Origin of the sequence: Pseudomaricurvus hydrocarbonicus, assembly GCF_011602365.1 — a bacterium.
Classification (GTDB): Bacteria; Pseudomonadota; Gammaproteobacteria; order Pseudomonadales; family Cellvibrionaceae; genus Pseudomaricurvus; species Pseudomaricurvus hydrocarbonicus.
Genome location: NZ_JAAONZ010000010.1, coordinates 89,581 through 104,023, shown reverse-complemented (window position 1 = coordinate 104,023; position 14,443 = coordinate 89,581). Strand labels below are relative to the sequence as shown.

The 14,443-nt window shown below is 53.8% G+C and carries 11 protein-coding genes; 6 read left to right on the top strand and 5 right to left on the bottom strand.

The annotated features are described in order from the left end of the window. Nucleotides 1-297 precede the first annotated feature (297 nt). The 4 genes from G8770_RS13550 to G8770_RS13535 all read left to right on the top strand — a co-directional run bounded on the left by G8770_RS13550 (nt 298) and on the right by G8770_RS13535 (nt 3,441). Nucleotides 298-1,320 carry a hypothetical protein gene (locus G8770_RS13550; protein WP_167187644.1) on the top strand — a complete coding sequence of 341 codons (1,023 nt, stop codon included), beginning with the start codon at nt 298-300 and terminating at the stop codon, nt 1,318-1,320. Between the two features lie 163 nt (nt 1,321-1,483). Then, nucleotides 1,484-1,846 (top strand): hypothetical protein, encoded by a 363-nt coding sequence (locus G8770_RS13545; RefSeq protein ID WP_167187641.1) that lies wholly within the window; start codon nt 1,484-1,486, stop codon nt 1,844-1,846. Nucleotides 1,847-1,875: 29 nt separating this feature from the next. Next, the gene (locus tag G8770_RS13540; protein WP_167187639.1) at nt 1,876-2,601 is read left to right on the top strand and encodes a C39 family peptidase; all 726 of its coding nucleotides are present in this window, start codon (nt 1,876-1,878) and stop codon (nt 2,599-2,601) included. 15 nt (nt 2,602-2,616) lie between these two features. After that, nucleotides 2,617-3,441, top strand: a complete 825-nt coding sequence (locus tag G8770_RS13535) for a hypothetical protein (protein ID WP_167187636.1) — start codon at nt 2,617-2,619, stop codon at nt 3,439-3,441. Nucleotides 3,442-3,586: 145 nt separating this feature from the next. Here G8770_RS13535 and G8770_RS13530 read toward each other — a convergent pair whose 3' ends face one another. The 5 genes from G8770_RS13530 to G8770_RS13510 form a co-directional block, all read right to left on the bottom strand. Continuing rightward, on the bottom strand, nt 3,587-4,180 hold the full coding sequence (locus tag G8770_RS13530; protein ID WP_167187633.1) for a hypothetical protein: 594 nt from the start codon (nt 4,178-4,180) through the stop codon (nt 3,587-3,589). 29 nt (nt 4,181-4,209) lie between these two features. Next, the gene (locus G8770_RS13525; protein WP_167187630.1) at nt 4,210-5,277 is read right to left on the bottom strand and encodes a transporter; all 1,068 of its coding nucleotides are present in this window, start codon (nt 5,275-5,277) and stop codon (nt 4,210-4,212) included. Between the two features lie 97 nt (nt 5,278-5,374). After that, complete coding sequence (locus tag G8770_RS13520; RefSeq protein WP_167187627.1) at nt 5,375-6,790, bottom strand: sigma-54 dependent transcriptional regulator; 1,416 nt, start codon at nt 6,788-6,790, stop codon at nt 5,375-5,377. A gap of 337 nt (nt 6,791-7,127) precedes the next feature. Then, nucleotides 7,128-8,396 carry an inorganic phosphate transporter gene (locus G8770_RS13515; protein WP_167187624.1) on the bottom strand — a complete coding sequence of 423 codons (1,269 nt, stop codon included), beginning with the start codon at nt 8,394-8,396 and terminating at the stop codon, nt 7,128-7,130. Between the two features lie 120 nt (nt 8,397-8,516). Beyond that, nucleotides 8,517-9,197, bottom strand: a complete 681-nt coding sequence (locus tag G8770_RS13510; RefSeq protein WP_167187621.1) for a TIGR00153 family protein — start codon at nt 9,195-9,197, stop codon at nt 8,517-8,519. A gap of 301 nt (nt 9,198-9,498) precedes the next feature. Here G8770_RS13510 and tfpB point away from each other — a divergent pair, with 301 nt between their 5' ends. Then, nucleotides 9,499-11,274, top strand: coding sequence for a type IV pilus assembly ATPase TfpB (gene tfpB, locus G8770_RS13505; RefSeq protein ID WP_167187618.1), 1,776 nt, complete (start codon nt 9,499-9,501; stop codon nt 11,272-11,274). A 164-nt stretch (nt 11,275-11,438) separates the two neighbouring features. Beyond that, on the top strand, nt 11,439-14,408 hold the full coding sequence (gene glnE / locus G8770_RS13500; protein WP_167187615.1) for a bifunctional [glutamate--ammonia ligase]-adenylyl-L-tyrosine phosphorylase/[glutamate--ammonia-ligase] adenylyltransferase: 2,970 nt from the start codon (nt 11,439-11,441) through the stop codon (nt 14,406-14,408). Nucleotides 14,409-14,443 lie beyond the last annotated feature (35 nt).

The window sequence follows — 14,443 nt, the reverse complement described above, 5'->3', positions numbered from 1 at the left end:
ATTGAATGTCTGTTAACTATCTCTTACAGGTTTTATAGAATTTTCTCTGGGGCGTGTGTGTTTGAAAAACCTTTTCTCACAGAATTATTTTATTTTTAATATGTAATTCAAAAGCTTGCCGATAACTATTTTACAGATGGCATGGTTGCTGCACTCGGTTAAAACGTGGAGGGAGTCGCTGCGAAAATTATCTTGCAATTTCTTTCCGGTTTTAATGGGCGTATCCCGCTTGGTTTTGTGGGCTAGGCTTTCTGTTTGAAATGGGTAATTTAGTCAAAACACTAGGAGAACAGGACTATGAATTTTAAACGTAAAATTCTGACTGCGGCAATCGCAATGACTATGTTTGCGGGTTATCAGGCTTGGGCGGATCAGACCGCTGATAATGGAGGGGCTAATACCAACACGTACACCGACAGTTCTACCAATGATGCCAGCGCCAATACCGCGGACTCGCTGAACGATTCATCGAATAATTCGGATAATTCCGACAACTCTGATAATTCTATGAATGACGCGAGTGCTAATGCTGCCGATTCATTCAATATTTCCGATGCTTCGGATAATTCCGATAACTCGGACAATTCGGATAATTCCACCAACGATGCGAGTGCCAATGCCACAGACTCGTTCAAGTACTCTGATGCGTCAGATAATTCCGACAACTCTGACAACTCCGACAATTCGGACAATTCGGACAATTCCATGAACGACGACAGTATCAATACCAACGATGCGTTCAAGGTGTCAGACGATTCGGATAACTCGGATAATTCCGACAACTCCGATAACTCGGATAACTCTGACAACTCCATGAACGACGACAGCATCAATACCAACGATGCGTTCAAGGTGTCAGACGATTCGGATAACTCGGATAATTCCGACAACTCCGATAACTCGGACAATTCGGACAATTCGGATAACAGCATCGCCGATGCCTACAACGACAGCTCCGATAACTCAGACAACTCCGATAACTCCGACAATTCCGATAACTCCGATAACTCCGACAATTCGGATAATTCGGACAACAGTATTGCCGAATCCTTTAACGATAACTCCATGACCGATAACAGCTATACCCAAACGATTGGGGATATCAGTATTGGTACCGCGATGAATACCTCGACCTTAAGTGGTGAAGTGTCTGGTAATAGCTACACCGGTGGCACTCTTTATGAGGGCAGTAGCGTTAGCAGCAACAACTCCATAGAAGGCGGTGTCAGTCATTCCGGTATTTCGGTGATTAACCAAAACTCCGGTGCCAGTTCGCTGACCCAGGGTACGGTTGTTGTTCAATCCAATCTAAGTCTTTAAGTCGCGCATAACGGGTAAGAAAGCATTGCCCTCCGTTGCCAGTATTCCGGCTGACACGATGTCAGCCGTGTACTGGCTGTTTTTCAAGAGACCACTGCCGTGTAAGACTCGTGGTGTTAAGAAAAACATTCCGCTTGTTGGACAGGTTTGAAAGGAGGCGGGAATGAAAACAAAGCGAGTTCCCCCAGCGCTTTGGCTGGCGGTGGTTTGTTGTTCATCAATGGTCTCATCGGTGGGCGCTGCAGCCAGTGAAGAGGTGTTGGAATTAGGCACATCTGCCATCACGTCAGATGTGCTGTCCCACCAAAATGGCAAGTCTGATCTGGACCTTCAGTTTCAAATCAGTGAGTCACAGCAAAATGCCCTGTTGCAGGATAATCAGTTAAGTAATTCCGTAACCGGGGATAATTCGCTGACGGATAATGCCTTGTCCAGCGCCACCGGGATCACCACCGTAATACAAAATACCGGTAACCAGGTCATCATTCAGGGTACCACGATGGTTAATGTCCTGATTAATCAGTAATGCGTGAACAAGGGAGTTTGGCTGGGGTTATGCGATATCTTTTAAAGAAACTTGCTTTCAGAAAGCACACTGCGCCCTGTGCCGTAACGGCTCTTGTCTGTTCGTTAGTTTCCTCTTGGGTTGCGGCTGGCAGTGTGGTGCTGCCCGGTATTGGCCCGAATTATCACGTTGAAGTAGAGAGTTTCAAGGAGCGTAAATTTCGAGAGGTGGTCAAGCAGCAATACGATTTCAGTTGCGGCTCTGCGGCGGTAGCGACCTTGTTGTCCTATCACTATGCCCACCCGATCAGTGAACAGGAAGTCTTCAATGCCATGTACGCACTGGCGGATCCGGTTAAGGTCCAGCGGGAGGGGTTTTCCATGCTGGACATGAAAAATTATCTGGACTCAATGGGGTATCAGTCGGACGGTTTCAAGTTGACGTTGGAAAAACTGGATACGGTGGCAAAGGTCCCGGCCATAACCATCATCAATACCAACGGCTATAACCACTTTGTGGTGATTAAGGGGGTGCGTGATGACAGTGTGTTGGTCGGTGATCCCGCCACGGGTTCCCGGGTGTTTGATCGACAAACGTTTCTAAACAGCTGGAACGGTTTGGTGTTTTTGGTGCGTAATCATGTTGAGCAGGGCCGCTTGGCCTATGACATGGATGCATCCTGGGCCGCTCATGCACACGCCAATTACGCCAGTTTAATCGATTCAAAAAATTTGTCACAGCTGACTCTGACATTACCAAGATCGAACGATTTTTAGGGTAGGAATGCGGTCATGAAAAAAAGTTCTTTGAGCCTGAGACATCCCCTGACACAAGCGGTTTTCTGTGCGGTCATGTTACACAGCGGCTATGCCTTGTCCGCCGTCCATGGCGAGGAGTATTTGTCCTTTGCTGAAGCGCCGTTAACTGTTCAGCAACTGGATCGACTGCGTGGTGGGTTTCTCGACAAAAGTGGCTTTAAAATCCAAATCGGGCTGGAGAAAGTGGTGTTGGTGGATGGCATGGTGGCGGCTCGTTCCAAATTGGTGATTCCGGAATTTAATGCCCGGGCAGGCATTGATGTGGCCATGGCCGAAATGGATCAAACAATGGACTCGGCCTTTGAGTTGATGGATCAGGCGTTGACAAAAACGGCCCGTGACCTGAGTTCACAACCGCTGAACGAGGCGCAACATGAGTCCATCGGTGGTTTGGCGTCAGAGGTGGATGAGGTGCAGTCGGTCGTGGCACCCATTGCGGAAAAAGCGAGTCAGGCGGTCAAGCAGGTTTCGGGCTTTCAAGTCAATTCGAAGGTGAGTGAGCGCACAATTCTGAGCTCGGTAGGCGCGACTCAATCTTCCGTGAAGTCTGCGGGCGGGGCACCCACTCTGGTCGATAGCTCGGAAATTCAGTCTGCTCTGCAGCCTTCCATGGTGCTTGAGCAAGGGTTAACGCAGGTCCTGCAGACCAACAGCTCGACCGTGGTTCAAAACTCTGCGGACAACCGCCTCATCCAAACGTTCGACATCCTGAATATAGAGTTGTCCAATTTGTCCCAAGGCCTGGGGCAGAAACTGAATGACAAGCTGTTGACGCAGTTAATGCAATACAGCCGCTGAGATTCTAATCTGAAACTAGAAACTAGAAACTAGAAACTAGAAACTAGAAACTAGAAACTAGAAACTAGAAACTAGAAATGTGACAGGTGACAGGTGACAGGTGACAGGTGATAGGAAACAGGAAATAGTCAGTGGCAATGGCGCGTCAGTCTGTTGACGAGGCTGATTCGGGGGGCTGGCTCGCCTGGGCCGCTTGATCGGTTTCTTGTTGATCCGGCAGTTCCTGGCAATCCCAGGGGTGGCTGTAGGTCCAGTCATCGGGCTTAAAGGGGTAAGGCCAGGCGACCTGATTGTCGAGGGTCTGACCGTTTACGGCCAGAGCGACATGCCCTACGTCGGTTCCACTGCGGTACAAAAAGATGACGTCGTACCCTTGCTGCCGCAATGCCAGGCATTTGGCAAAGGCGTAGTCTTCACAATCGCCACAGCCGGTTTGTCGAATGTCATTCATGGCTGGCGTGCGGTCTTGGCAATAGGGGTAGCGGTTGATGTCCGTGTTAATCTTTTCAATCTCCGAGGCACAGCCGACGATCAGCATTGGCAGTAGGCTAAGGGCAACGCTTTGGCGGCAAGCTCGCAACATGGTTAACAAGGCATCGTAGTTAAGGTTGTCTCTATGACTGTATTTGAGATCGTATTGGAGATCGCAGTTATGGTCGTAGTTATGACTGGCGCTATGATTGAAGCTATGACTGAAGTTAACATCATCGTCGCCAGTGTGATCAAAAATGCATCGCAATTAAAATCCTAGTAAAAAACACACCATAGTCAAAACTGGAATGGCATTTTGAAGGTCAGCTGGACATCAGGGCTCTGCTCGGTGACGCCCACCGCCAGTGACAGGTTGAGCAGATTCCGACCTCGGGTCTGTTGTGAAATGCCCAGTAACAGGCTCCCGGAATGGTAGCGGTCAAAGCTTGCATCCTCCAGATCTGGCGCAAATTCCACCTCGGTTTTGTCAATGACGTTGTGCTCATAGCCTAAGCTGAAAGAGGTTCTTTCATTCACCGAAAAGCCGATGCCGAAGCTGAAGCCAAAGATGTCACCGGGTTTTATTTCACCGCCGAATTCAGCGCCTTTATCGTCTTTTTCATTCCACAGATAACTGATACTGCCGTAAATCACGGCGGGATCCGTGGGGTACAGAACGGTGAGCCCGGGTTGATAGGCCCAGAACCCCGAGCCGGTGGGCTGTTCATCAAAGATGACGCCCAGCACGTCACCGTCGTCATTGACGAGCTGGCGTCTGTCCAGGTCAAATATGCTGGTGCCGGTGTCGCTTTTTACCCGCAAGTTGGCAATGAAAAAGGGCCAGCCGTTTAACCCGTCGTTCAATTGATAGTTGACGCTCATCTCGACATCGCCCAAGCCGTCACCGCTGGTATCACTGACGATGTCTACTGGCGTTCCATCCAGCGCCTGGCGCTCCCGAATGCTTTCGTCAATATCAATATAGGGGACTTTCAGGCTTACTTCCATTCTCGAGGTGAGCCCATAGCGCAGGGTGATGGCGTAATTGAAAATATCCCGCTCGGCCTGACTGATGTTGATCAGGCCGATAATCAATGCCGGCAAGACGGTAAAGCCTTCAATGGCGACGACAGTGGCAGAGCTGTGAGTGTAGGTAAAAGAGGGCTCAAAAATAAACGTGCCCTTCGAGGTGAGAACCCCCCGGTTGTCGATAATACTGCTAACCACTTCATTGACTTTCTTTTCCCGGTTCTCATCTTGTGTGCCCACGGTGGTATTGACCGCATCGGCCAAGGTCATTGCCGGGGTGAACAGTGACGCCAAAAAGGAGAGGGTCAGAATTTGTCTCGCTGAAACACGTTGCATGGCTACAAGTCCCTGTGTGTTGGATGAGGTTTGGGGTGATTATTTTTTTACCCAATGCCTGGCCCGGTGTCGCTTTCGTGGCAAATCGAACAACCCGTCAGCAACGAGACCTGGAATCCAGGCTGGGAGTTGACTTCTGCTTGGCGTGCATGGGTGGCTCCTTGGCTTGAATATTATGTCGCGCAATCAGTTTGTACAGGGTCGGTCTTGATATCTTTAACAACCGGGATGCTTCGGAGATGTTGTTTTGGGTATAGTCCAGCGACGACTTGATGATGTCGGCTTCCGCTTTCTCCCGGGCTTTGAACAGCGTCAGCGATTTCTCTTCCAGACTGAGGTTTTCCAGCCCCAGATCCACATCACTAATTTCATTGCACTCACTCATCATCACGGCTTTAAAAACACGGTTTTTCAGTTCCCGAATGTTACCGGGCCAGTAATGCCTGTGGATGGCTTTGAGGGCCGCGGGGGAGAAGTGAAAGTTGCGGGTCTGTTTTTGTTTGAACTCTTGCAGAAAGTAATCAGCCAGTGTTGCCGAGTCGTCCCCTCTGTCTCTGAGGGGGGGCATGTGGATGCCGAGTACATTGATTCTGTAATAGAGGTCCTGCCGAAACGTTTGCTTCTCTATGGCCTCAACCAGGTCGACATTGGTGGCGGCAATGATGCGTATGTCAACGAAGATGTTTTGCCGGCCGCCGACTCTTTGGATGACGCCATCCTGTAAAAACCGTAAAAAGTTAATTTGCTGATTGAGGGGCAATTCACCCAGTTCATCTAAAAACAGGGTGCCCTGGTGAGCGGCCTCCACCTTGCCGATACGCCGCTGTGAGGCGTTGGTGAAGGCGCCTTTTTCGTGGCCAAAAAGTTCGGACTGAATCAATGCGTGGGGAATGGCTCCACAGTTGACGGCAATAAAGGGCCCGTTTTTGCGGCTGGACTTTTGGTGAAGTTCTCTGGCGACAAGCTCTTTACCGGTACCGCTTTCACCAGTGATGAGCACTGGGGCATCGGTATCTGCAGCTCGGTGTATGGCGGTTTTCACGTCCTGGATTGCGGGGCTTGAGCCGATGAGCGTTGAATCTTTTTTATGGCTTGTTGTGTGGCTGCGTTGGCGTAGTAAATCGCGGCGTAAGTCTGACATGCCCAGCGCGTGCCCCGCGGCGTGAGCGAGACGCTTATGATCAAGCGGCAAGGTGTGATAATCGATTGTGTAGTCCGTGATGAGTTGTTGGATGCCGGTCTTGTTGAGGCTTTCTTTGTCCGCGAGAGCGAGCCAGGGGAAGTGGGTGTTGTCTTTGAGGGTTTTTGACAGGGTTTCGATTTGCTCTGGTGATAAGTTGGCATTGAGGTGAAGCAAACCGATGCTGTGGTCACCGTTGGGCAGGGTGATCCTTTCTTTGCTGGGGAGTTGGACCGATTCGATAAACCAATCCGGAAATGCAGCGTGTAAATCTTCAGTGTCGGTGTCAGTCAAATAACCCAAGTGCCATATGTGGCGTTTCGTCGTATCCATAATCTGTCCCTTTTCTTCTTTTTCTACCTGTGCTCTGAGCGTCCTGCGGCAGCAAACTTGTTTTGTAACTGAAGGGCTCCATTAAAAGGGGAATTGACCTGAAGCTTAGTTGTGGGTCAATAAAAGAGTAAATATGTTTTATCTATTAAAAAAGGTTTTGATAATACTGGTCATTTATTCGTCATGATTTGAATGGCGCTCTCTGGCCTGACGCATTTTCTGGTGATTTTTTTCAGGCAAAGCAAGGCGGCAGAATTCAGTTGACGGTGTGTTTGTGCCATAAAAAAGGCCACAGAGTTGTGGCCTTTTGGGGGGGGCTTGGACCGTGGTGGTGCCTTTAGCTGAACAACCCCTTGAAGAAAAAGAAGAACAGGATGGCCAGTCCGGCGCCAGCCGGCAGAGTAATGATCCAGCTGGTAAAAATGGTGCCAATGACACGCAGGTTGATGGCGCCGATGCCCCGGGCCAGGCCTACCCCGAGTACTGCGCCCACCAGCGTGTGGGTGGTGGAAATTGGCAGGCCGGTGGCTGAGGCGAGCACCACGGTGGCGGAAGCCCCCAGTTCGGCGGCAAAACCGCGGCTCGGGGTCAACTCGGTAATTTTTTTACCGATGGTGGCGATCACCTTCCAGCCGTAGGTGGCGAGACCCACGACAATACCGAGACCGCCCAACAGTAAGATCCAGCTGGGCATCGTGGTTTTCGCTGTCACTGCCCCGGTACTGATCACGCCATAGACGGCGGCCAGTGGCCCCACGGCGTTGGCGACATCGTTGGAGCCATGAGCAAAGGCCATTGAGCAGGCGGTAAACACCATCAATACGGCAAAGATTTTTTCCACGCTGGCAAAACGGCTGTCTTCATTGCCTTCGTCTTTGATGTTGCGCAGCATCCACAGGCCGAAGGCCATCACCAGCAGACCAAACACCGCGGCAATGAGGGCGCTTTGACCAAAGCTGAAACTGATCCCGGTGTCTTTCAGGACGTGTTTCAGACCTTTGAGCATGGTCACCATGGCCATCAGGAAGCCGACGGCGAACATGTAAACCGGAATGTAGCGCTTGGCGTTGGCGAAGGGGTTTTCCGTATTGAGGATGAGGCGTTGAACGCTGCGGAACAGGAAAAAGCTGATCGCACCGGCCATCAGCGGCGACACCACCCAGCTGGCGACGATATTGCCCACCTTGTCCCAGGCCACCGCGTCTACCGAGATACCCACGGCGGCAAAGCCGACAATGGCACCGACAATGGTGTGGGTGGTTGATACCGGCCAGCCCAGTACGCTGGCGATCAGCAACCAGGTGCCCGCGGCCAACAGCGCCGACATCATGCCAAACACCAGCAATTCCGGGGAGTCAGCCATCAGGGCCGGGTCAATAATGCCTTTGCGGATGGTGGAGGTGACCTCGCCACCTGCTAAATAAGCCCCCAGAAACTCAAAGATCATCGCGATGAAAATCGCTTGTTTGATGGTCAGGGCTCGGGAGCCTACGGAGGTGCCCATGGCGTTGGCTACATCATTGGCGCCAATACCCCAGGCCATGAAAACGCCAAAAATACAGGCAAGGATCAGCAGTGTCTGACCGTGTTCAGCAAGAATGGACATAAAATAAAGTCCCTGGTTTTATTAAAGTTTTAACCCGCTGCTCGCTTCTCTGAGGTATAGCAGTTTGTCGGTAAGCCAAATTGAGCGGCGGGTTGTTGTTAACGAGATAAAGGTAACGGATTAACGGGCCAGCAACAGCTGTAATCGTGATCCGACCTTTTGCGCGCGGTCAGCGACATCCCCGACCCATTCGATGACGCGATAAAAGAACATCACATCAACCGGCGGCAGATCCTTTTCCACCTTGAATAAATTACTGCGAACGGCGATTTGCAGTTTGTCGGTGTGGTTTTCGAGTCGATCCAGCTCTTCGATGAGCTTGGCGACCAGAGTCACCTCACGGCCACTGAAACCGGTTTCCAGCAAGTCACTCAATTCCTTGATGGCTTTGTGGGCTTGAGCGGAGGTGGCGATGGTGGTGTTCACAAATTCCAGCATGTCGGCCTCAATGGCCTTGGGAATGGACATTTCGCGACCCAGCATAATGCCGGCAATGTCTTTGGCGCGATTGGCCAGACGGTCCTGAACGGACAGCAGTTCCAGTAAATCGGTGCGGGCGACGGGCAGAAACAGGCTTTTGGGCAGGTGCAGACGAATTTCTTTCTTCAGTTCATCGGCGTGATTTTCAAGCTCGCCGATTTTCTGCTGAATGGCCGCGGCTTGCTCCCAGTCGTTGGCCTTAACCGCGTCAAAGAATGGAGCTAATTGTTCCACCGCGTGATGGGCTACCGCCATGTGCTCCTGAATGGGCTTGATGGGGGATTTCCCAAAAAGATTTCCGAGTGTGTTTGCAATAGGCATCATAAGGCTCCCTTGAGTTGCAGCGCGGAGTATAAAGAGTGAGGCTAAAGAACTCATTAAAAAAATGAACTTTTCATGTCTGTTATATGACAGTTGTGCAAAGTTTAGAAGAGAGTTGGCCGCAGTTCGCTGGTTTGGAAGCGGATTCAGTCGGTATCACTGCCGTGGGATAGTCGCTACAATCCTTGTCAAACCAGCGAGTTGGGGGCCAATGTCAGAGGCCGGAGGCTCAAATAACGACTGGCTGAAGGCTCAAATAACGACTAAATGAACGTCAGGGTGAACAGAAGAAGGGCAAGGCATGAATGTATCGGTGACGATTGAGCGCACAGTCGACTTGAGAAACCTGTTGGACGAGCTGGTGGAGGATGGCCGCATCGCCCAGGTGGATGCCAATTTCATTGCCGGGCAGAGTCGCAACCGGGAACAGGCGACCATGCACCCGCTCAGTTATATTGCCTCCCAGCGTATCGAGGATGCCCGCCAGCCCGGGCGGGTGCTGGATGAGCCGGTGCTGTCGCAATGGCTGGCGGAGAAAGCCCGCTTGCCGCTGGTGCATATTGATCCCCTGAAAATTCATGCGGCGGAGGTCACCGAGGTGATGTCCTACGCCTTTGCCAAGCGCCACGGCATTCTCTGCGTCAAGCTGACCAAAGACGAGGTGGTGGTGGCCTGTAAGCAGCCCTATCTGCTGGAGTGGATTCCCCAGCTGGAGCATGTCGCCCGCCGTCAGGTGACGCGTGTCTTTGCCGCGCCATCGGACATCGAGCGCTACACGGTGGAGTTTTACTCGCTGTCCAAGTCCATTTCGGGAGCCTCTGGCCTGGCCGGGGCGTCCAATGTGACCAACTTTGAGCAGTTGCTGGAGTTGGGGGCGCTCAAGGACCCGGAGGCCAACGACCAGCACATCGTCAATATTGTGGATTGGCTGCTGCAGTACGCCTTTGACCAGCGGGCCAGTGACATTCACGTGGAGCCCCGCCGGGAAGTGGGGCGCATCCGCTTTCGCATCGACGGCGTCCTGCACCAGGTCTATGAGTTGCCTGCCGCCATTACCACGGCCGTGACCAGCCGCCTGAAAATTCTCGGGCGCATGAACGTGGCGGAGAAGCGCAAGCCGCAGGATGGTCGCATCAAAACCAAACGCCCCGATGGCCGTGAAGTGGAGTTGCGCCTGTCGACCTTGCCCACCGCCTTCGGGGAGAAGCTGGTGATGCGGATCTTTGACCCCGATGTGCTGTTGCGCAGCTTCAGTGAGTTGGGGCTCACCGGTGACGATTACGCGCGCTGGCAGGAGATGATGAGCAAGCCCCACGGCATTGTGCTGGTCACCGGGCCCACCGGCTCGGGGAAAACCACGACCTTGTATTCCTCGCTGAAATCCCTGGCCACCAGTGAGGTCAATGTCAGCACCATTGAAGATCCGATTGAAATGGTGGAAGAGAGCTTCAACCAGACGCAGGTGCAGCACAACATCGATCTGGATTTTGCCGCGGGGGTGCGCACGCTGATGCGGCAAGACCCCGACATTATTATGGTGGGGGAGATCCGCGACCTGGAGACCGCGCAAATGGCGGTGCAGGCGGCGCTGACCGGCCACCTGGTGATTTCCACTCTGCACACCAATGACGCCGCCACCGGGGTTACCCGATTGCTGGACCTCGGAGTGCCGTCTTATTTGATTCGCTCCACCGTCATCGGCATCATGGCGCAGCGCCTGGTGCGCACCCTGTGCCCGCACTGTAAAGAGGCGGTGGCCGTCGACGCCAGCGCCTGGCAACAGCTGGTCAGCCCCTGGAAAGTGGCTGCACCGAAAGTCATGTACCAGCCCGCCGGTTGTCTGGAGTGTCGCAACACCGGCTACTTCGGTCGCCAGGGGGTGTATGAAATCATGCCGCTGTCCGAGTCACTGCAGGCCTTTATGGGCGACAGCTGTGACCTGCTGGCGCTGCGTAAACAGGCCATGCGTGAAGGGATGCGGACCTTGCGTTTGTCCGGTGCCCAAAAAGTGGCGCAGGGGCTGACCACCATCGAGGAAGTGATGCGTGTGGCGCCGCCGGCGGACAGTGCGCGCTAGGGTGAACAGTAAAACAAGCTGATCCTGTAAGGATCGGTGGTCGACTGAGCTAGACTGGTGTCAGGTCCTGCGGGTTTGCGTTGAACGCTTGGCGATGCAATGAACGCTCTTGCATAGCGGCGCTCAGGTACCCGGCTCTGGTTTTTTATTATTGCGGAATGCTTATGCTGTCTTTTGAACAAATCCCCTCTCTCTTTCACTCGTCCTTGCAGCGTCAGCTGGATCTCTGGCGGGATCGCAGCAGTGAGGCGCAGCAGGCGCGGTTAACCGCCTGGCTGCAGGCACACCCCGAACCTGCGGCGCAGCTGGCGCGGATGTGGGTGGCCAGTCAGTATGTTGCCAAAGTGGCGCTGGATCAGACCGATGCTTTTCTGGACTGGCTGGAGGCCGGTTCCTTTGCGCGCACGCTCAGTGCCGAAGCGATGGCCGCGGAATTGGATGCGCGGTTGACGCAGCGAAAACTGAACATCAACGGAGACACTTTCGACGCCGACGACAAAGAGTTTGATCGTCAATTGCGCCGTTTCCGGCGCGACATGATGCTGCGTATTCTGTGGCGGGATTTCTGCCGTCTGGCGCAGATGCCAGAGACCACCGGGGATATGACCTCGTTGGCCGAAGTGGCCATTCAGGCGGCCATCGCCTATCACCACCGACAGTTGCAGGGCCGCTTCGGCGTGCCCATTGGCAAATACAGCCAGACTCCGCAGCCGATGGTGGTGTTGGGCATGGGCAAGCTGGGGGGGTATGAGTTAAATGTGTCGTCTGACATTGACCTCATCTTTACCTACCCGGAATCCGGGGAGACGGAGGGCGGCAAGCGTTCCGTTTCGAACCAGGAATACTTTATCAAGCTGGGCCAGAAAGTTATCCACAGTCTCGATACCGGCACCGGCGACGGTTTTGTGTTCCGGGTTGACATGCGGCTGCGGCCCTACGGTCAGAGTGGGGCGCTGGTATTGAATTTTGATGCGATGGAGGAGTACTACCAAACCCAGGGGCGGGAGTGGGAGCGCTACGCCATGATCAAGGCGCGGGTGGTGTCCGGCGAGGTCATGCCCGGCGGAGTCCGGGCTGGCGAGCAGCTGATGGATTTGCTGCGACCTTTTACCTATCGGCGTTATCTGGACTTCAGTGCCATTGAGTCGATGCGGGACATGAAAACCCTCATCAATCGCGAAGTGCAGCGCAAGGGTATTAACACGGATGTGAAGCTGGGGGCCGGTGGCATTCGTGAGATTGAATTTATTGTGCAGGTCTTCCAGATGATTCGCGGCGGCAAAGACGTGCGGTTGCGTGAGCGGCAGGTGTTAATACTGTTGCCTCTGCTGGAGCAAGAGGGCTTTTTGCCTGCGGGCGCGGCCAGTGAGTTGAGTGAAGCCTACCGTTTCCTGCGCAATACCGAACACGCCATTCAGGGCTACCAGGATAAACAGACGCAATCCCTGCCCATTGAGGAGGCGGACAAAGAGCGTCTGGCCTGGGTGATGGGGTATGACGATTTTACCGGCTTTCATCGTGACCTGGAGGCCCACCGGCGGGTGGTGAATGCTCACTTTCAGGATGTGATTGCCGAACCTGAAGACAGCAACAAAAGCGATGAAGACTTCGCCGCCTGGGAGCCTTTATGGCCCAAGCGCTCGGGACCTGAAGATGCGTTGCCGGACGTCGAGGCGCTGAGCGTCCAATTGCGGGACAAGGGCATGGTCGAGCCGGAAGCGGTGGCTGAGACCTTGATTCAATTGTTGTCCAGTCGCGCATTAATGACCATGCAGCCCGATGGACGGACGCGTCTGGATGCGCTGATGCCGAGATTGCTGGCGTTGTTGGGCGACATGCAGGAGCCCGCCGAGACCTTGAGCCGGATCCTGGTGCTGGTGGAAGCGGTGGCACGGCGCACCGCCTATTTGTTACTGTTGGTCGAGAACCCCGACGCCTTGCGACAGTTGATCCGCCTGTGTGGTGGCAGCAGCTGGATTGCGGCGCAATTGGCACAGCACCCCGCCTTGCTGGACGAATTGCTGGACCCGCGCAGTCTCTACGCGCCACCGGACAAAGATACCCTGCGTGATGAGTTGCGCCAGCAGGTGCTGCGAGTGGGGTGGGATGACCTTGAAGGGCAGATGGAAACCCTGCGTTACTTCCGCATGGCTCATGGCCTCCGGGTAGCGGCCAGTGAAGTGACCGACGTTTTGCCGTTGATGAAAGTGAGTGACTATCTCACCTGGCTGGCCGAGGTGATTCTTGAGCATGTGCTCAGTCTGGCCTGGCAACAGATGGTCGAGCGGCATGGCCGTCCACAGCCTTTGGCTGGGCAGCCGGAGCCGGATTTTGTGGTGGTGGGCTATGGCAAGCTGGGGGGGATCGAGCTGGGCCATGGTTCGGATTTGGATTTGGTCTTTATTCACGACGCCAGCGCCCAGGGTTACAGTAACGGGGAGCGGTCGATCGACAATCAGACGTTTTTTACCCGCCTGGGGCAAAAAATGATTCATATCCTCAACACCCAAACCATGTCCGGTAAACTTTATGAGGTGGACATGCGGCTGCGGCCCTCGGGCAATTCGGGGCTGCTGGTCAGCTCGCTGACGGCTTTTGAAAAATACCAGCGCAATGAAGCCTGGACCTGGGAGCATCAGGCCCTGACCCGGGCGCGGGTGGTGGCCGGTGGCCAGAGATTGACCGCCGAATTTGAAGCGCTGCGCAATCAACTGCTGCAACAGCCTCGCGACGAGGCTGCGTTAAAAAAAGATGTGGTGACCATGCGGGAGAAGATGCGCTCGCATTTGGGGACGCAGGGCAGTGAAGAGCAAAAGACCCGCCAGTTTCACCTCAAACAGGACGTCGGCGGTATTGTCGATATCGAGTTTCTGGTGCAGTACATGGTTTTGGCCTGGGCGGAAAAGGCGCCTGAGTTGTGTCGCTGGAGTGACAACATCCGTATTCTGGAAACGCTCAAGGCCGCGGGGTTGATGAGCGCGGACGATGCGGATCAGTTGATCGAGGCCTACAAGGTGTTCCGGTCAGCGGGTCACCGGCTGGCGTTACAGCGTATGCCGGGCGTAGTGGATGGCAATGAGTTTGAGGCGGAGCGAGAGAGTGTGACGCGGATCTGGACTCGCTATTTGGGGTGATGTCGCGGGTCAGAATGCCTGTCGGTGCGAGCCCC

Coding starts and splice junctions, on each gene's coding strand:
- G8770_RS13525 (WP_167187630.1), bottom strand. CDS start 5,277: ATGCAACGTGTTTCAGCGAGACAAATTCTGACCCTCTCCTTTTTGGCG.
- G8770_RS13520 (WP_167187627.1), bottom strand. CDS start 6,790: ATGGATACGACGAAACGCCACATATGGCACTTGGGTTATTTGACTGAC.
- glnE (WP_167187615.1), top strand. CDS start 11,439: ATGCTGTCTTTTGAACAAATCCCCTCTCTCTTTCACTCGTCCTTGCAG.
- G8770_RS13540 (WP_167187639.1), top strand. CDS start 1,876: ATGCGATATCTTTTAAAGAAACTTGCTTTCAGAAAGCACACTGCGCCC.
- G8770_RS13545 (WP_167187641.1), top strand. CDS start 1,484: ATGAAAACAAAGCGAGTTCCCCCAGCGCTTTGGCTGGCGGTGGTTTGT.
- G8770_RS13510 (WP_167187621.1), bottom strand. CDS start 9,197: ATGCCTATTGCAAACACACTCGGAAATCTTTTTGGGAAATCCCCCATC.
- tfpB (WP_167187618.1), top strand. CDS start 9,499: ATGAATGTATCGGTGACGATTGAGCGCACAGTCGACTTGAGAAACCTG.
- G8770_RS13550 (WP_167187644.1), top strand. CDS start 298: ATGAATTTTAAACGTAAAATTCTGACTGCGGCAATCGCAATGACTATG.
- G8770_RS13535 (WP_167187636.1), top strand. CDS start 2,617: ATGAAAAAAAGTTCTTTGAGCCTGAGACATCCCCTGACACAAGCGGTT.
- G8770_RS13515 (WP_167187624.1), bottom strand. CDS start 8,396: ATGTCCATTCTTGCTGAACACGGTCAGACACTGCTGATCCTTGCCTGT.